This is a genomic window from Acinetobacter sp. AOR12_HL (assembly GCF_027855275.1).
Classification (GTDB): domain Bacteria; phylum Pseudomonadota; class Gammaproteobacteria; order Pseudomonadales; family Moraxellaceae; genus Acinetobacter; species Acinetobacter baumannii.
The window spans coordinates 37,669-55,448 of the sequence record NZ_JAKTIJ010000001.1 but is presented as its reverse complement, the minus strand read 5'-3'; the positions used below and the strand labels follow the sequence as shown (position 1 = coordinate 55,448).

13 protein-coding genes and 1 tRNA gene are annotated in these 17,780 nt (G+C 37.7%); 9 read left to right on the top strand and 5 right to left on the bottom strand.

Features of this window, described 5'->3' with window-relative positions:
• Positions 1-2: 2 nt before the first annotated feature.
• A tRNA-Val gene (locus MKL36_RS00255) sits at positions 3-78 on the top strand.
• A 223-nt stretch (positions 79-301) separates the two neighbouring features.
• On the opposite strand, the gene MKL36_RS00250 is transcribed toward MKL36_RS00255, so the two are convergent.
• The 4 genes from MKL36_RS00250 to yccS all read right to left on the bottom strand — a co-directional run bounded on the left by MKL36_RS00250 (position 302) and on the right by yccS (position 6,768).
• On the bottom strand, positions 302-1,087 hold the full coding sequence (locus MKL36_RS00250) for a YdcF family protein (protein WP_001198165.1): 786 nt from the start codon (positions 1,085-1,087) through the stop codon (positions 302-304).
• Positions 1,088-1,213: 126 nt separating this feature from the next.
• Positions 1,214-3,760, bottom strand: coding sequence for a PepSY domain-containing protein (locus tag MKL36_RS00245; RefSeq protein WP_086374071.1), 2,547 nt, complete (start codon positions 3,758-3,760; stop codon positions 1,214-1,216).
• Between the two features lie 157 nt (positions 3,761-3,917).
• Positions 3,918-4,493 carry an SdpI family protein gene (locus tag MKL36_RS00240; RefSeq protein ID WP_086374070.1) on the bottom strand — a complete coding sequence of 192 codons (576 nt, stop codon included), beginning with the start codon at positions 4,491-4,493 and terminating at the stop codon, positions 3,918-3,920.
• A 100-nt stretch (positions 4,494-4,593) separates the two neighbouring features.
• Positions 4,594-6,768: a YccS family putative transporter gene (gene yccS / locus MKL36_RS00235; protein WP_031222894.1), complete on the bottom strand. Its 2,175-nt coding sequence runs from the start codon at positions 6,766-6,768 to the stop codon at positions 4,594-4,596.
• A 127-nt stretch (positions 6,769-6,895) separates the two neighbouring features.
• On the opposite strand from yccS, the gene MKL36_RS00230 reads away from it, so the two are divergent.
• On the top strand, positions 6,896-8,110 hold the full coding sequence (locus tag MKL36_RS00230) for a multidrug effflux MFS transporter (protein WP_000003698.1): 1,215 nt from the start codon (positions 6,896-6,898) through the stop codon (positions 8,108-8,110).
• A 27-nt stretch (positions 8,111-8,137) separates the two neighbouring features.
• Here MKL36_RS00230 and MKL36_RS00225 read toward each other — a convergent pair whose 3' ends face one another.
• Entirely contained in the window at positions 8,138-8,842 is a 705-nt protein-coding gene (locus MKL36_RS00225) for a nitroreductase (protein ID WP_001047593.1), read from the bottom strand.
• A gap of 510 nt (positions 8,843-9,352) precedes the next feature.
• Here MKL36_RS00225 and MKL36_RS00220 point away from each other — a divergent pair.
• The 7 genes from MKL36_RS00220 to MKL36_RS00190 all read left to right on the top strand — a co-directional run bounded on the left by MKL36_RS00220 (position 9,353) and on the right by MKL36_RS00190 (position 17,774).
• On the top strand, positions 9,353-9,556 hold the full coding sequence (locus MKL36_RS00220) for a hypothetical protein (RefSeq protein WP_031222895.1): 204 nt from the start codon (positions 9,353-9,355) through the stop codon (positions 9,554-9,556).
• A 182-nt stretch (positions 9,557-9,738) separates the two neighbouring features.
• On the top strand, positions 9,739-9,879 hold the full coding sequence (locus MKL36_RS00215) for a hypothetical protein (protein ID WP_000490937.1): 141 nt from the start codon (positions 9,739-9,741) through the stop codon (positions 9,877-9,879).
• 99 nt (positions 9,880-9,978) lie between these two features.
• Positions 9,979-11,454, top strand: a complete 1,476-nt coding sequence (locus MKL36_RS00210; RefSeq protein ID WP_001005337.1) for an alanine/glycine:cation symporter family protein — start codon at positions 9,979-9,981, stop codon at positions 11,452-11,454.
• Between the two features lie 168 nt (positions 11,455-11,622).
• Positions 11,623-12,594 carry a patatin-like phospholipase family protein gene (locus MKL36_RS00205; protein ID WP_000811534.1) on the top strand — a complete coding sequence of 324 codons (972 nt, stop codon included), beginning with the start codon at positions 11,623-11,625 and terminating at the stop codon, positions 12,592-12,594.
• Between the two features lie 197 nt (positions 12,595-12,791).
• On the top strand, positions 12,792-14,027 hold the full coding sequence (locus MKL36_RS00200) for a threonine ammonia-lyase (protein ID WP_000615951.1): 1,236 nt from the start codon (positions 12,792-12,794) through the stop codon (positions 14,025-14,027).
• Between the two features lie 236 nt (positions 14,028-14,263).
• Positions 14,264-15,457, top strand: a complete 1,194-nt coding sequence (gene sbmA / locus MKL36_RS00195; RefSeq protein ID WP_002041898.1) for a peptide antibiotic transporter SbmA — start codon at positions 14,264-14,266, stop codon at positions 15,455-15,457.
• Positions 15,458-15,725: 268 nt separating this feature from the next.
• On the top strand, positions 15,726-17,774 hold the full coding sequence (locus MKL36_RS00190) for a M13 family metallopeptidase (protein WP_086374069.1): 2,049 nt from the start codon (positions 15,726-15,728) through the stop codon (positions 17,772-17,774).
• Positions 17,775-17,780 lie beyond the last annotated feature (6 nt).

The window sequence follows — 17,780 nt, the reverse complement described above, 5'->3', positions numbered from 1 at the left end:
CAGGGCGCTTAGCTCAGTTGGTAGAGCGTCTGCCTTACAAGCAGAATGTCGGCGGTTCGATCCCGTCAGCGCCCACCATAATTTTTTAAAATTTAAAAAATTAAATACACTAATTTATTTGGTGTTTTTTGCGTTTCTGCTCTTCCTATTTTTTATCTATCTATTTTATCTTTTTTTAGTTAATCCTTTATTTTCCATACTTAATTTTTGAGTTCAGATTTTATTACTTTAAATTATTATTACTAGCGGGTTTAACTAAAGCTGCCATGCTGGAAAGCAATAGCAGCTTTCTGAACCAAGATTAATACTCGTTTAGAAGCCAACCACTCGCGTACGCAAAATATTCACGTAGCCAAGCGTTGTAGCGAGTAATTAAAGGTGTTTCTGCAGCGACCATATAAACCTGTGTATAGCCTTGTTTCTTTGCAATAGCTGCAGCTCGTGGTGTATGGAAGTCACTTGTAACAATTGCAATAGGTTGATTAACATTAATATGAGCTTGTTCAAGTAAAGGTTTACTATTTTTAAGATTAAGTTCTGTACTTGTGCTTTTGTCTTCAAGGATCATTCGATCTTTTGTTATATGAAAATGTTGTTTCAAGTAGCGTGACATGACTAATGCTTCAGGTTCTTTTTCTGAAAAGTCCAAACCTCCTGTTAAAATAACCTTTGCTTGCGGTTGTGAAAGGGCAACTGGAGCTGCTGTGTCAAGACGCTTTGCAAGAATAGCTGAAGGCTGTCCATTTTCGACGCCACTACCTAAAACAATAATTGCTTTAACTGCGGGAAGATTTTGACTTGCGTCTTTATTTTCTTTAATAAAATTAAAAAAATAGCCTAAGCCAATTAACCAAATCCAGAAACACAACCACCCAAAACGCCAAAGAGTATGAAGCCGATAGTGATAGAAGAAAAACCGTTCTAAATGATAATAAAATAATGCATAAAGACAGAAGAATGCTCCTAAAACTAAAGGAACAAGTGTGCCTACATGAATTTTATTTAGAAAAGCTAGAAATAAGCCGTCCAAAAATAAAATTGAACCAATGACTGCTAAGAAAATCCGAATCCACTTACTGACTTGCATTGTGTTTAAAGCTGCAATTTAAATTGCAGACAGTGTATGCAAAATCATTCCAAATTCAATGCTGATTGTAATAAAAAGCCGAGTAAAGCATTTTGGCTATTACTCGGCTTTGTTATTTATTGATATTTAATAAACATCACGGCGATAACGGCCTTGTTGTCTTAACTCATCGACTTGTTCTTCGCCTAAAATATGAATAAGTGCTTGATCGACTCCACTTGCCATTCCATCAATACTGCCGCATACATAGAGTACTGCACCGCGTTCAATCCAGTTGATTAACTCCGCTGCATTTTGTCGGATGATATCTTGAACATAAACACGTTGTTCTTGATCGCGTGAGAATGCAAGATCAAGTCGTTTTAATATTCCCATCGTTTGCCAAGCTTCAATAGTTGATGCATAGAAGAAATCATGAGTGCGTTGGCGTTCACCGAAAATTAGCCAGTTTTCAGTATAGTTATGGCGAGTTCGTGTATGAAGTAAGCTCATTAAACCAGCGATTCCCGTTCCATTACCAATACAAATAATTGGACGATTATCATCAATCAAATGAAAAGACTCATTGGTACGGATACGCAGTGCAACATTTTGATTAATTTCTGTATGTTGAGTCAGCCAACCTGATCCTAAACCTAAATCACCAGACTCATCATATTGTTGACGAACAACTAGACGTAATACTTGCTGAGAAGGGATGCTAGCAATTGAATATTCTCGCGTTGGTAGGGTGGGGAGTTGTTCTAATAAGTGGTCCAGATTGGCAAACGGTTCAATTTCACCAGTTAAATCTTTATTCCAAAGTGCCTTTTCAATAGAAACCTGTAGCGAGTCTACCACTGCATTTTTAAGAATGTGATGATGCTGTAAAAACTTATTAATACGTTCAGGGCTGTTACCTGGTTGTATTTCAGCAATGTCTCCAGCTTGCCATATAGCTTCATGACTGGCAGTAAGTTCAATATTGTAGGCAGGCTGACCTAGACTATTTGGATTGAGTAAATCACGTTGTTGTAATGTCCAATTATCAAACACTTTTTCGATATTAACAGCATGCAAATCTAGTTTAGTTGCTTTTACAAGCGCCTGATTCCAGTTTTGAATATCTGCCGGATTTGCATTATCTACTTCTATAGTATCGAAGAGGGCTTTGGCTCCATTGTTTTTAAGCCATTCATCTACTATGTGGCCAAAACTACAATAAGTATCCGGATATTCCTTAGAACCTAAAGCTAATACTGCATATTTGATATGTTGAAGTCTTAAATTAGTTTTTAATAACTTTTTAGCAAAATTAGAAGCTAAGTCAGGTGCTTCTCCAGTACCATAGGTGCTAATCACAAATAATATTTGTTCATGTTGCTGTAAATCAGCTTCGGTTAGTTGTTGTACAGATTTAACCTGAACTGGTTGATGCGCCTCTTGTAAGCTCGTTGCCGTACTCCACGCGAGTTGTTCCGCAACTCCAGTTTGGGTGGCATAAGTGATTAACCAAGGCTTAGCATTTTGATCGATATAATGGCCTGCTAAAGACTGGCGAGCCGCTTGAGTAAGTTTTTTCTGCTTACGGCGTTTAAGGTAAAGCATCCATCCGGTAACAAAGAATAATGGCATGGCTAAAGAAGCAAGCATCGCCACAAATTGATAAACTGGTCCGAAGAAACTACCTCGGTGCACAGGTAACATACTGCTCATAATTTTTTGATTAAGCTTTTTATCTTCATAAAGCTCCATTTTTTCAATATTGGCAGTTTTATAGTTATAGACAGCTTGGTTACGTGCACGTTCGTGTTGTGGCGTTGCATCTACAAAACTTAATTCAATTTTTCCATCATCTTTTTTAGGTAAGTTAACTGTTAAAGTCGAATAATCACGTCCAATCTGATTATTAAAACCACTCCAAGTTTGGTTGAGTGCTGTAATCAGTTGAGCATTATCTAGTTGAATTTTAGGCAATTGATCTTTATTTCGCCCAGATCCACCATGGCCTTGCATTTTAGGTTGTTCTACACCTAATACTTTGAACATACCACTACGCCACCAGTCATATGACCAATATAGACCTGTACATGCAAAAAGAAGATAAAAAACAATAACCCATGTACCTACAACAGCGTGTAAATCCCAAATAAAATTTCGACCTTTAAGTTTGGGTTTGACAGCAAGCCATTGACGTGCAGAGTGCTTTTTCGGCCAGCGTAAATATAAACCGCTCAAAACAAAATATATGAGCATTAGGGCACAAGCACCGGTAATTTGTTTACCGAACTCACCAGCAGTTAAGTTTCGGTGAATTTGTTGTATTAATAAAAGTAGCTTACGACCTTGTACCTCTGGTAATACCTGAGCTGTATAAGGGTTAACCATCATATTGTAGCCGCGTCGTTCGCCTTCTTTTTCAATGTTTACTACGGATGAGGCGGTAGGATCTTTGGCAATTGTAATGCTATTAATTTTAATTTCAGGCTGGATTGTTGTGAAATGCTGGTAAAGCTGAGCAGGGGTAAGCTTAGGCGAGCTTTGTACTTGCACAACATAACTATCTGTATTTACCCATTTTAAAATTTGCTGATCATAAGAATAAATTGCGCCTGTAACACCCATAATGGATAAGATGAGGCCAGCACTAATACCCAGAAACCAATGAATTTGAAATAAAAACTTTTTAAACATGGTCGAATAATGTAAATATGATGGAGATCTTGTAACGAAGTATAGCCGAAGATTGAGTAGATAATATGGATTTTGGAGATAATATTAATTTTCATTATCATTTATTTTTAGCATAATAAAAAACCTCCTGTAAAGGAGGCTTTTTAAAGAGGTGAAATTATAAAGTTTTCGGTTCACCTACACTTTCTTTCAAATGCTTACGAATTGTATTGAAAGAAAAGTTTTTAGAGTCCATACGTTTAGGCAATATATATGCACCTTGTTGTTCCTGACCTTTAGGATCTTTTACTTTAAAGTTAACTAAAATAAAGTCAGGGGTGTTGTACCATTCATAGATATTTTTCCATCCGATAGTTCCAACGCCTTCTTGTAAGCCCATTTGCTGGCGCATTACGATACCGTGAGGTTGTACGCCTAAGCGAATACCCTTGATTTCCTGCACAGGAAACTCATTCATCTTACGCTTAACATACCATTCCAAACCATATTTACGGCCAAGGTAATAAAGTACTACACAGACAATGGCAACCCAGCAAATCACTGTAGAATAGTTCTTGATAAAGATAAGACCTAAAATCGCAAGGGCTAAAATTACGCCCATAATCGCCCAGATTTTTGTGCTGATTTTATTGGTGCTGCGCCAGATAAGAAGTTGTGCATTACGTTGCTCAGCTTCTGATACCTCGTAAGGAATAGGCTGAAGCGTATAAGCATATAAAGTTTTCGCGGTCATAGTGCAAATAACAAATTGTAAACTGTTTTAAGTTTAGCATTAATTGGCATAAGTCAGGAAAGGATATTATGCCAATTTCATACTAAATTCTGACTCAAATTTATAATGATGCAAGTTCGCTAGCATCATTATCCAGATCATGACTTAGCCGTTGTTTTAACATACTAAATCGATTTAATACACTGAGCATCAGCGATAATTGCTGTAAAATAATGAGCGATTTTTGGTCATCTTCATCATTTTGGCTTAAGCGCTGACGTATCGTCTGTAGCATATTTTGTGCCGTAAGATCAGGCATTTCATCTCTTAACAAAGCACCTTGTATATCATCTAATGCTTGATCTAATACGTTAAGAACCGCTTGATCCTGAATCTTTTCCCGATGTGCTCCAAGTGCAGCGATATAACTTAAAAATGTATGATTGAGGCATAAAAATTCAAATATATCGGACTTACGAGTAGGGTCGAAGTCCGGCTCTGTTGCTAAGGTAGAAATAAGCGAAGCGACTTCTGCATCAGTATTATGTGCTGCTCGGCGGACAATACGGTAGTTGAGGGCATGATTATGGCCTTCATGATATTGTTTTACCACTTCAGCTAAATAATTACATTGTGCTTGTAAGGAGCGTCGAATACTGCGCGGTAGGCGACGGAATTTCCAGTCAGGCCAAATAAAGGTCACACCAAACCATGCTAAAGCACAACCAATTAGAGTATCAACAAACCTAGGAATAGCTGCAGCGACTGCTGAACCGTCCAGATTAAAGTTAATTAATGCCAAAATAGTAATAAAAGCAGTTGCTTGAGCATATTGCTTACTACGTAACTCGAAAAACAGTACGCCACTCAAAATTAGCATGACTAATTGCCCTTCCACAGAAGGTACTAAAAATACTATGCTAAGGCCGACAATAATCCCGACTAATGTACCTACAATACGTAAACGTAAGCGACGTTTTGTTGCGTTAAAGTTAGGTTGGCTAACAAATAAAGCAGTCAACATAATCCAGTAGCCATATTCGATATGGGTCATTTGAATAAATACATATCCAATAAAAAGAACAATCGAAACTCGTATGGCATGACGGAATAGTACAGATTCAGGTGTTAGATTTTGTTTTATTCGGACAACAATATCATTCCAACCTTTTAGATCATCATCTTTAAGTTGGTTTTCAGCCTGCTTTACTTTGTCAGACTGAATATGCTGTTCCGTTTCTAAGTTGAGTAATTGTGAATCAATAGACTTTAAGTTTCGGTATAAGGCAAAAAGAGCATTTACCCACAATAAGTCATACTGCTGATCATCTCTTAACTTTACTAAAGATAAGCGTAAATTCTCGAAACTCTGCTTAAAGCGTTTGTTATGGATATAGGGTTTACGCTGTAAAATACATTCATTTAGCTCTTGGCAAGCTTTACCCTGAATTGCCAAAATGCGCTGAAACCTAAATAAAATATCACTGTGCTGGAAAATTTTAGCTAATTTTTGATAGTCAATATGGGCAGAATCTGCACGTTCATGGATATCTTGTGCGACAAAATAATAATGTAGGCTACGGCGAGTACCTTTTTGTCCACGGTCACCCTTTAAACGGGTTAAAAGGGCGGTTTTAAGATCATTAAAAATCGTTATTAATTTGCCATTTTCTAATGAAAGATCAATCATGCTTTGCTGATAACTCGCAGGAGTCATATCGACATCAAACAAATTGGATTTGGCAAATAAAAAGTCGCCTAATGAAGCATAAGAGGCCGCAAGTTTATCTTGAAGTTGGCGAACCGGAAATAATAAAAAGCTAATGGTTGCAATAAGTCCGTACCATGCTGCTCCCGCAACCAAAAGAGCTGGCTGAATATACCACTGGTCAAATAAATGAACTCCCAGCATGGTATAAACTGAAACAACCAGACATCCATAAGAAATTGTTGCGTAACGGCGGCCTAATGACCCTAGTAAAATCCAGCCAATACAAGAGGCAATCAGCCCTAGCGCAAAAAGCATTGGATAAGGGAAAAGTAATTGTACGGAAGCTGCGGTAATGAAGAAACCAATATAGGTGTAAATCAAATTCATGATTCGCACTGAAAAGCGATCATCAATATCACTTAAACCAGCTGCGACCACACCTAAAGTGAGGGGAATTGTTGCTAATTGATGTCCTAGAAAATAAGGCGCGAACGCAGTTCCTGAAAAGGCAATCAGCATCCGCACGTTATACATAAATGATGTGTTATAAGTCGCTCTTTTTAGGCGTTTAAACCAAGATTTCAAATGAAGTCCTTGCTGATCAACCTGAGTGATAAAGGATTTGCGTATTTCTACACCAATGTTGCACAAATCATACGATAGACAGTGTAAGCTTGTCTGTATGCAAATGATTGAAAAATGAAATATCGTTATGTCTGAACAAACAGCCCAGCGTCAATATTCTATTGGCTGGATTATGTTGCTCGCTTTACTCACGGCTTTAGGGCCATTATCCATTGATATGTACTTACCTGCGTTGCCTCAAATGGCCCATGATTTTGGGGTGAGTACGCAAATGGTAGCAAACACATTGCCAGCTTATTTTTTTGGTTTAGCCATTGGACAACTGGTGTATGGACCTTTAAGCGACCGTATTGGTCGAAAAAAGCCTCTTTATTTTGGGCTTGCGCTTTATGCAGTTGCAAGCTTGTTCTGTGTGCTCGCTACAAATGAATGGAGTCTAATTGCTGCCCGTATTTTACAAGCCTTAGGTGGTTGTGTGGGGGTGGTTATGGCTCGTGCTGCTATACGAGATAGATTAGATGTCCAAGGCTCGGCACAAGCTTTTTCAAGCATGATGATCGTAATGGGCTTAGCACCTATTTTGGCCCCGATGATTGGGGCCTGGATATTAATCTGGTTTCCATGGCAAGCGATTTTTATTGCGCTTTCAATTGTAGGGGCAATCTGTTGGCTATGTGTACATTTCTTTTTTAAAGAAACTTTGGCAATGGATAAGAGGCTCAAGTTATCTCTATATCAAGTGGCTACCTTATATGGTGCTATTTTCAAAGATGCAAGCTTCCGTTTACCTATGTTTGCAGGATGTTTAACAGGTGCAGCGTTATTCTGTTATATCAGCTCAGCTCCAGCCGTTTTTATGGATCAATATGGCTTAAATCAGCAAGAGTTTGCGTATGTATTCGGGCTAAATGCTTTTGGCATTATGTTAATGTCATCTTTAAATAAGCACCTAACCACACGTGTTGAAATCACTAAGCGCTTAAAAGCAGGTTCAATGGTACAAGTGACAGGTGCAAGCATTGTGTTGATTGCTGGTTTAATTTCTGCAGCACCTTTATGGCTAGTAATGTTAGGACTGTTCTTAGCAATTTCAGGAATTGGTTTAACTGGACCAAATGCTATGGCTCTAGCCATGTCAAAGCAAGGTGCTCGTGCAGGAACAGCCAGTGCAATTATGGGCAGTATGCAATTTGCTTGCGGTTTATTGGGTGGAGTATTGCTTAACTTCCTTATTTGGTCTGCATCACTCAATATGGGAGTGATGATGGTGTTATTTACATTAAGTGGTTTTATTGTTGTTTTAAAAGCGATTCGTCAAGCAAAAAGCCAATCACTCTCTTGATTTTAAGAGAGTGATTGTCTTGCATCTTTAATCAAGAAAAACTGCAAAATTCTCAACAGGCTCTCTAGGCGTAATAAAGGTATTCACAATATGTTCAGGGTCGGCATGACCTAGTGCAATTGCACATACCAACTCTTCATCATCTGCTGCGCCTAAAATATCTAACACTAGGGGATGAAAATGGTTCCAAGCTGCTTGAGGGCAGGTGTCTAATCCCCGAGCCTTGGCAGCGACCATGACATTTTGAATCATCATAGCGATATCCATTTTGGAACCAATTCCCATTGCTTTATTGACTGTAAAGAAAATTCCGACTGGAGCATCAAACAGTTTGAAGTTACGTAACTGCTGAGCAGCCATTTTTTCTTTTTCACCTTTTTTGATATCTAACAAACCATAGAGTCCCCAACCATTTTCACGGCGGCGGTCAATAAAAGGAGAGACCCATTTTTCAGGGTAATATGCAAAAGTTTCTTTATATTGCTCTGCAAGTTCGGGATTTTTGGAAACCTCAATCTGTGCTGCACAAACACGCTCTACCATTTCATCACGTTTATGACCTGTGACTACATAAACTTTCCATGGTTGAGTGTTGGTACCGGAAGGTGCTCGACTTGCGACTCTTAATATATCTTTAATGACTTCTGGCTCAATGGGAGTGCTTAAAAAAGCACGGACAGAATGTCGAGAGGTAATTGCTTCGTCAACAAGGCGGACTTGTTCCAAATTCATGAGTACTCCTGATCTTTTTCCTCAATATTTAATACTTTTTGAGATGCAATTTTATATGCTGAAATTGCTGTATTTATAAGCAAAAAATATTAGAAAACAGATATCCTTATATATATGATTAATGACTTGGGTCAGACATGATGTCTGCTCAATGATAATTCGAATATGCCACTTTAGGCTTAAAATGGTAAAGTGGTGTGACTTTGATAGTCATTCGATTAAAGCCAAAATAAGGGTTGAGTGAAAATTGCTCAATTAGAAAAAAGGTATAATATGTTTAAAAACAGTACAAAACAGATGTTTTTGCATAAAAAATAATCTTAAGTAGCATAAACTTTTAATGAAAAACATACACAAAATTTTAAATTTCTGCATAATACCGACTTTTTTACGCAGGTATGATTTCTCCATACTCACGTTAGGAAAAAAGTAGTGGCTGCAAATAAAATACTTTTACAGAAAGGATTTTGTGCAGAAATGGAGAAATACACGAGGTATAAGGAGCTTTACATGAGTTTACCGCTCATCAACAAGCAGTTCATGAAACAAGGATTGGCGATTACCATTGCAACCATGAAAATGAACGTAACTCACGCAACTACTGAGCCACAAGAAATACAACAGCTTGGTACAGATCTCAATGCACTCTTCTTTAATGAAAAAGAAAAGGGCACAGATAGTCGTGTTATAACGATGGCTTGTTACAGTCTTTGAAATTTAAATCCAGTTTAGACATTCGCCCAAAAGTATATGTAAATATGCTTATTGGCTTAAATCCAGTTTTTATAACTCGATTAATTGATGGGAATCATTAAACGAGCTGATTTAGCGGTGGTCATTTGTTAGTTTCCAAGTTTGTAGCCGAGTCGATGCATTCTGTTCACCCAAATGGGAATATGTTCAGTGGTGCGATGAATTTATTTTATCTGAAGGGTGCTTTCTCTCATGTAACCTTCAAAGGCTTAGTGCTGGGCATGATGTTGCTTAAACTTGTGACGGTAATTGCTATTCAAGTGACATTAAAAGTTTTTCCTTAAATGTACTGAAGAAGTCCCTATTTTTAGGGGCTTTTTTGTTTATTGCAGTATTTTGGCTTGTGCTAATAGCACATTAGCAAGAACGTAAGCGGACCGAGTATGAATGAACAACTCAATGCCACACTGATGTCGTGGGTACAATTTTTTAATGAACCTTTATGGGATTTTCTGGTTATTTTCTTGCTGGCCGTCGGTATTTTTTATACGGTCTTAACAGGAGCAGTGCAAATTCGCATGTTCTTGCAAAGTATTCGTGTTATGAAAAGCAGCCGTACAGAAGGCGAAGATGAGCATGGCCTTACACCTTTCCAAGCGTTTGTAACAGGTCTTGCGAGCCGTGTTGGGGTAGGTAACATTGCTGGTGTGGCAATTGCGATCGCAATTGGTGGCCCAGGCGCTGTGTTCTGGATGTGGGTAACCGCTGTACTTGGTATGAGCTCTGCTTTTATTGAATCCACTCTTGCTCAACTTTTTAAGGTGAGAGACAGTAATAGCAAGCAATTCCGCGGTGGTCCAGCCTACTATATTACTCAAGGTTTACGTAGTAAAACTTTTGGTGTGATCTTCGCGTTAGCATTGATCTTTACTTATGGTTTTGTATTTAACTCAGTTCAAATCAATGCAATTGCTAATGCATCTTCACACGCGTGGGGTTGGGATAAAGCTAACCTAATTGCGCATTTAGGTGGTGTTGATTTAGAAATTTCATGGGTTGGTCTTGCTCTTGTTGTGATGGTTGCATTGGCAATTTTTGGTGGTATTAAACGTATCGCTAAATTCGCAGAGATGTTTGTTCCTTTAAAAGCAGGTCTTTATCTCTCTGTAGCGTTATATATTGCATTAAGCAACTATGCGATTTTGCCTGATGTTTTAAAACTGATTGTGACTGAAGCTTTCCACTTTAATGCTGCGGCAGGTGGTTTCTTCGGTGCTGCTGTATCAATGGCAATGATGCAAGGGATTAAGCGCGGTTTGTTCTCAAACGAAGCAGGTATGGGTTCTGCACCAAATGCGGCGGCTGCGTCTGATGTAAAACATCCTGTAAACCAAGGTTTGGTACAAATGCTTGGCGTATTCGTAGATACATTCATTGTATGTACAAGTACAGCAATCATCATTTTAGTTTCTGGCGTTTACCAAGATGCTGGTTTCGTCGGTGTTGAATTAACCCAACGTGCACTAGAGACTCAAGTGGGGCACTGGGGAGCTGACTTCTTAGCTGTTCTATTATTCTTGTTCTGTTACTCAGCTGTATTAGGTAACTATGCTTATGCAGAAAGTAACGTACAGTTCATTAATAACAACCCGAAAGTCATGTTCATCTTCCGTATTTTTGTATTGGTGATGGTGTATTTCGGTGCAATTGGTAGTGTGCCATTAGTATGGTCAATGGCAGACTTGTTTATGGGTATTATGGCTACCATTAACTTGGTCGCAATTTTACTCTTAACCCCAATGGCTCGTACTTTGTTGAAAGATTACCGAGCGCAATTGAAGCAAGGTATTAAAGAACCTGTATTTAAAATTAATAAATATCCAGAGTTGAAGAAAAAAGTCGATTCAGATATTTGGTAATTTTGTAAGAAAAGCCTCTTAGAAATAAGGGGCTTTTTTTCGGCATAATAAAAACACTTGAGTATAAAAATTAAACATGACAAATTAAATAAATTCACTACAGCATTTCACAAAACGAGCAACTAAAATTGCAATTCGAAAATTAACGTCACAGTGCAAAGATGGGCCATGAAACAGCTTAAATTGTGGGTTCTCGGACTTTCTATGGTGTTGGCTGGGTGCCAAACCACCTCACACTTATCTGCCTTAAAACCGCAAACGGCAGAGGCATACTCACGTTTCGTCGATCAGCCTTTTGCACAGCTTAAGAAGCAGCATAAGAAACCAGTAGTCGCATTAGTACTAGGTAGTGGTGGTGCACGAGGATATGCACATATTGGTGTTATTGAAGTTTTAGAACAGCATGGTATTCGTCCTGATTTCATTGTTGGAACCAGTGCAGGAAGTATTGTTGGTGCAATTTATGCGAGTGGAAAAACACCCGATGAACTTCGCGATACTGCATTGAAAATGAAAGCTGCAGATGTTCGTGACATCAGTATTGGTTTAAAAGGTTTTTTTGATGGCAAAAAAGTTGAAGACTATGTAAACCAACAAGTAAATAACTTGCCGCTCGAAAAAATGAAAATTCCGATGTATGTAGTGGCAACAGAGCTAAAGCATGGCACCAAAACCGTATTTAATTATGGCAATACGGGACAGGCCGTGAGAGCATCAGCCTCAATACCAAGCATGTTTGTGCCGACTAAAATTGGTAAATCTGAATATGTAGATGGCGGTTTAGTCAGTCCGGTACCTGTTGAAGTAGCCCGTGATTTAGGAGCCGATGTCATTATTGCTGTCGATATTCTGGCTCAACCCATTTATACGGAAACCTCAAATGTATGGGGACTCTTTAACCAGAATATCAATATTATGCAAGGACGTTTGGCTGCCGAAGAACTTCAATATGCAGATGTAGTAATTCAACCGGATTTAAGAGAAAAAGCACATATTTTTGATGTAAAAGGCCGTGAAGCAACCATGAAGGCAGGCATAGATGCAGCAAATGCAAAACTGTCTGATATTCAGTTTGCGATTGATGAAAAAATAGCTGAACAGAATCTATCTACTGACGGTTTAAGTGCGCAAACGCAATAAATTGAAAGCAAGTATATGAAAAATTAAGTAAAAGCCCGCTAAGGGCTTTTTTGTTGAAAAATAAAAGATTTGTATGTGCTGACAAAAATTTTTGTATAGTGGAGCTATGCTGAAAACTACTCATGACACATATGAGATATTCATGCTATTTTTCAAAAAAATAATTGATTTGTAACATATTGAGGCCAGCTACTTAGATGATTCAGCAACAGGTAAAAAATGAGTTTCCAACATTAGAAGATATACATGCCGCTGCAGAGCGTTTAGATGGTTTAGTTGTTAAAACACCTTTTGTTTTTTCAGAAACCATTTCTAAAACCTTAGGGGCTGAAATGTGGCTGAAATTTGAGAATCTACAGTTTACGGCTTCGTTTAAAGAAAGGGGCGCACTAAATAAACTTTTGAGCTTATCTGAACAAGAAAAACAACATGGTGTAATTGCAGCTTCAGCTGGTAATCATGCGCAAGGGGTCGCTTATCATGCACAGCGCACAGGAGTCACGGCAACTATTGTTATGCCAAAATCGACGCCCAATGTGAAGGTGCAACGAGTACGTGAATACGGTGCGCGTGTTATTTTGCATGGACAAGACTTTTCGGAAGCTGCTGCTGAAATGCACCGTGTGGCACAAGAAGAATCTTTAACCATTATTCATCCATTTGATGACGCTGAAATTATTGCGGGTCAAGGTACTATCGCGCTCGAAATGCTGGAAGCTGTTCCTGATTTAGATATCTTGGTCGTACCTATTGGAGGTGGTGGTCTCATTTCTGGTATTGCGATTGCTGCAAAATCAATAAATCCTAAAATCAAGATTATTGGAGTTCAGTCGGTTGTTTATCCAAGTATGGCGAAACTGCTTTGTAACTATCAACTCGCGGTTTCAATGGGTTCAACGGTAGCTGAAGGTATTGCGGTTAAAACTCCGGGCGAGCTGACCACACAAATTGCTAAGCATTTTGTAGATGATATTGTGGTAGTCACTGAAGATATGATTGAGGAAGCGATTGCGCTATTACTCAACATTGAAAAAACAGTGTGTGAAGGAGCTGGCGCGACTGGAATTGCTGCAATTATGTCTCGTCCCGATCTATTTTTAGGCCATAAAGTTGGTGTGGTATTATCTGGTGGCAATATTGATACACGCGTAATGGTTTCAGTATTACAGCGTCACTTAACGCGTACTGGCCGTATGGTTCGTATTCGCGTTGAATTACCAGATAATCCGGGTGCCTTGGCGCGTCTAACAGCAATTATTGCGGAGCAGGGCGGTAATATTTATGAACTTCGACATGAACGCTTTGCAGCAACAAGCCGTGCTAAAGAAAGTGCGGTGAGTGTCGATATTGAACTAAAAAGCGCTCCAGATCTGGAACCATTAATTCAGGCTATGCAACTTGAAGGCTATATTGTTCGTAAAGAAGAGATTTAAACGTACATATGGCTGTGATATAAAAACTGTATATGGCTCTTAGGGGAGCCATATACAAAGCAATTTAAACGGATTAAATTGCATAAAGGGATGAATTTACAAAAAAACGATCAAATCCTTCAATGAAATGGGAAAAATTGACAATTCTCTAAACTTTAGCCTTCACAATTTTAAGGTTTAGGTTTTAGTATTCCTTTCATTGTAAATTTGAAGAAATATAGGGATATCAACACTCAATGTTCAAATCATTTTTTCCATCACCACGGTATTTCTTTATATCTGCGGTTATTTGGATCGCGCTTAATATGGTGCTTTGGTATTCTGGTGGTAGTACATGGGGGAGTTTCATTGGATTCCATCAGGGTTACCATAGTGAACAATTACCAATTGGTGTTAGCCGCTTCTGGTCTCCGACTTTTATATGGTTTTATATTTGGTTCCTAGTTTCTACAGCAATTTTTGCAGGGTTTTGGAGAATTATTTCTAATCATCCATGGCAACGTTGGTCAGTTTGGGGCTCTGCTTTTATTTTATTTAATATCTGGTTTGGCGTGCAAGTCAGTGTTGCCGTTAATGCATGGTATGCACCTTTTTATAATCTTATTCAAGCAATGCTAGATCATGGTGGCGGTGATATTAATAAGCTATATAGCGGAACAGTTACTTTTCTTTTAATTGCCATGGTTGGCGTGACTTTAGCCGTGATTAATGCATTTTTTGCTAGCCATTATGTATTTCGTTGGCGTACGGCTATGAATGAATATTATACAGAGCATTGGGCGAAACTTCGCCATATTGAAGGTGCTTCACAGCGTGTGCAAGAAGACACCATGCGTTTTGCATCTGTTTTAGAAGATTTAGGCGTAAACTTCATAAAGGCAATTATGGTATTGATTGCATTTTTACCTATTCTATTTGAACTTTCTAAGCAGGTTAAAGTATTACCTATTGTAGGAGAAATTGATCATTCATTAGTATGGGCAGCAATTGTATGGGCTATTTTTGGTACAGTTCTACTCATGGTGGTTGGTATTAAATTACCCGGTCTACAATTTAATAACCAGAAGGTAGAAGCTGCTTATCGTAAAGAGTTGGTTTATGGCGAAGACTATGAAGAACGGGCACAGCCAAAGACATTAAAAGAATTATTCTCGAAAGTCAGATTTAATTATTTTCGATTATACCTTCATTATTCTTATTTTAATCTGGTTAGTATCTGGTATCTACAATTAGATATTTTATATAGCTTGGTTGTTTTATTTCCGTCTATTGCAGCAGGTAAAATGACATTAGGCTTAATTACGCAAATTAGTAATGTCTTTGATAAGGTCCGTGAATCATTCCAGTATTTAATTACTTCATGGAAAACAATCATTGAACTACTTTCAATTTATAAGCGTTTGAGAACATTTGAAGATACTTTAAATTAAAAGTAATCATCATTCTTTAAGGTGCCTTGATTCAAGCCAGGGCATCTTTAAAATATTGAGTATTTAGTAAAATAACCTGTTATGTATGGCTCTTTATTTATAATTTTGATTTATATAATAAAATATATTTTTTGAAATATTATATTTTCGCGGTATAGAATTTGCTTCTATATTGATTTTAATTTTGCTATTCGCTTAATTAATAAAAAAATAATCAATTTAAATCATTGTTTTAGATTATTAAATATTTAAATACGAGGTTAAGTCTTTGAAATCTATTTTACTTAAAAGTGCTCTTACGATTGCACTTATGTCTTCTGCTAATTTGGTACATGCGGAATTAGTGACAACTTCTCAAATCAAAAAAATATCAGGTATAGATCAACAATATATTGATTCTTCTATTAGTGAAAAGAACGATTTTTATGCTCATGTAAATGGTATTTGGTTAAAAAATACTGAAATCCCAGCTGATAAAGCAAATTGGGGAGCTTTTAATCAGCTCCGTGAGTTATCAATCAGTCAAGTACATGGGATTGTAGAAGAGCTATCTAGAAAAAAATGGGCGGATGGTAGTTTAGAGCAGAAAATAGCTACTTTATATGCGAGCTTTATGGATGAAAAAGGCATTGAAAAGCAAGGTATTATCCCCCTACAAGCTGAGCTACATCAAATTGATAGCTTGAAAAATAAGAAGCAAATAGCAGTTTTAATGGCCTATTTTGCTCGTATTAATGTTAATAGCCCGATTGGCTTAGGCATTGAACAGGATATGAAAAAATCTACCGAAATGGTGGCTGGATTGGAGCAAAGTGGTTTGGGTCTACCTGACCGCGATTATTATTTAAAAGATGATAAAAAATTTATCGAAACTCGTGCACAGTATTTAAAGTACATTGAAAAAACTTTATCACTTGCAGAAGATTCACAAGCCGCGCAACATGCTCAGGAAATCTTAAAACTTGAAACTCAGTTAGCACGAATACAGTGGAGCAATGTACAAAACCGTGATCTTGCAAAACGCTACAATAAATACAAACTCGCAGATTTGTATAAATTGACCCCCGATTTTGATTGGCAAGGTTATCTAACTGCAACTGAATTAAAAGGAAAAATTGATACTATTCAGGTAAATCAGCCAGATTACTTTCAGGGCTTAAATACAATTATTCAAGATACACCCTTAGATATATGGAAAGCTTATTTTAAACTGCATTTGATCAATAATTTTTCTCCATTACTAAATAGCGCTTTTGTAGATAATAAATTTGATTTTTATAACAAGACACTTCGAGATATTACTGAACAAGAAGCGCGTTGGAAGCGTGGTGTACAGCTTGTTGATAAGGTGCTGGGAGATGGTATCGGCAAACTTTATGTTGAAAAATACTTTCCAGCTGAGAAAAAACAACAGATGGAATTATTGGTTCAAAATCTGATTCGTGCTTATGACCAAAGCATTACAGAATTGGACTGGATGAGTCCTGCAACGAAAATACAAGCTCGTAAAAAGCTTTCTCACATGTCAATAAAAATCGGGTATCCAAAAAAGTGGCGTGATTATTCTGACCTGCACATCGCTAAAAATGATTTAGTTGGGAATATAATTCGCGCAAGTGAGTTTAGATATCAATATGAACTTAATAAATTAGGTAAGCCGGTTGATCGTGATGAATGGTATATGAAACCACAAACGGTGAATGCCTATTACAATCCATCATTGAATGAAATTGTATTTCCAGCAGCGATATTACAACCACCTTTTTTTAATATAAACGCAGACGATGCAGTAAATTATGGTGGTATAGGTGCTGTGATTGGCCATGAAATTAGTCATGGCTTTGATGATCAGGGTAGCCAGTTTGATGAATTGGGCAATATGAGAAACTGGTGGAATGCTGAAGATCACCAGCATTTTAAAGCTAAAACACAAGCGTTGATTGAACAATATAACCGTTATGAACCGATTGCTGGTTATCATGTTAATGGTGAATTGACATTAGGTGAAAATATTGCAGATAACTCTGGGTTAGCAATTGCCTATAAGGCCTATCAAATTGCATTAGGCGGTAAGCCCGCCCCTGTAATTGATGGACAAACTGGGGAGCAACGTTTTTATATGGGGTGGGCTCAAGTTTGGCGTGCGAAAACCCGCGAAGCTCAAGCGATTATCTATTTAAAAACTGATCCTCACTCTCCTGATAAAGTACGTGGTAATGGAGCTTTAATGAATCAAAAACCATTTTATGAGGCTTTTAAAATAAACGAAGATGATCAGATGTATTTACCACCAGAGAAACGGGTAACTATTTGGTAATTAAGA

Bases quoted from the DNA above. Each gene is read 5' to 3' on its own strand.
- MKL36_RS00250 (WP_001198165.1), bottom strand. From the start codon at position 1,087: ATGCAAGTCAGTAAGTGGATTCGGATTTTCTTAGCAGTCATTGGTTCA.
- MKL36_RS00245 (WP_086374071.1), bottom strand. From the start codon at position 3,760: ATGTTTAAAAAGTTTTTATTTCAAATTCATTGGTTTCTGGGTATTAGT.
- MKL36_RS00240 (WP_086374070.1), bottom strand. From the start codon at position 4,493: ATGACCGCGAAAACTTTATATGCTTATACGCTTCAGCCTATTCCTTAC.
- MKL36_RS00230 (WP_000003698.1), top strand. From the start codon at position 6,896: ATGTCTGAACAAACAGCCCAGCGTCAATATTCTATTGGCTGGATTATG.
- MKL36_RS00225 (WP_001047593.1), bottom strand. From the start codon at position 8,842: ATGAATTTGGAACAAGTCCGCCTTGTTGACGAAGCAATTACCTCTCGA.
- MKL36_RS00220 (WP_031222895.1), top strand. From the start codon at position 9,353: ATGAGTTTACCGCTCATCAACAAGCAGTTCATGAAACAAGGATTGGCG.
- MKL36_RS00215 (WP_000490937.1), top strand. From the start codon at position 9,739: ATGTTCAGTGGTGCGATGAATTTATTTTATCTGAAGGGTGCTTTCTCT.
- MKL36_RS00210 (WP_001005337.1), top strand. From the start codon at position 9,979: ATGAATGAACAACTCAATGCCACACTGATGTCGTGGGTACAATTTTTT.
- MKL36_RS00205 (WP_000811534.1), top strand. From the start codon at position 11,623: ATGAAACAGCTTAAATTGTGGGTTCTCGGACTTTCTATGGTGTTGGCT.
- MKL36_RS00200 (WP_000615951.1), top strand. From the start codon at position 12,792: ATGATTCAGCAACAGGTAAAAAATGAGTTTCCAACATTAGAAGATATA.
- sbmA (WP_002041898.1), top strand. From the start codon at position 14,264: ATGTTCAAATCATTTTTTCCATCACCACGGTATTTCTTTATATCTGCG.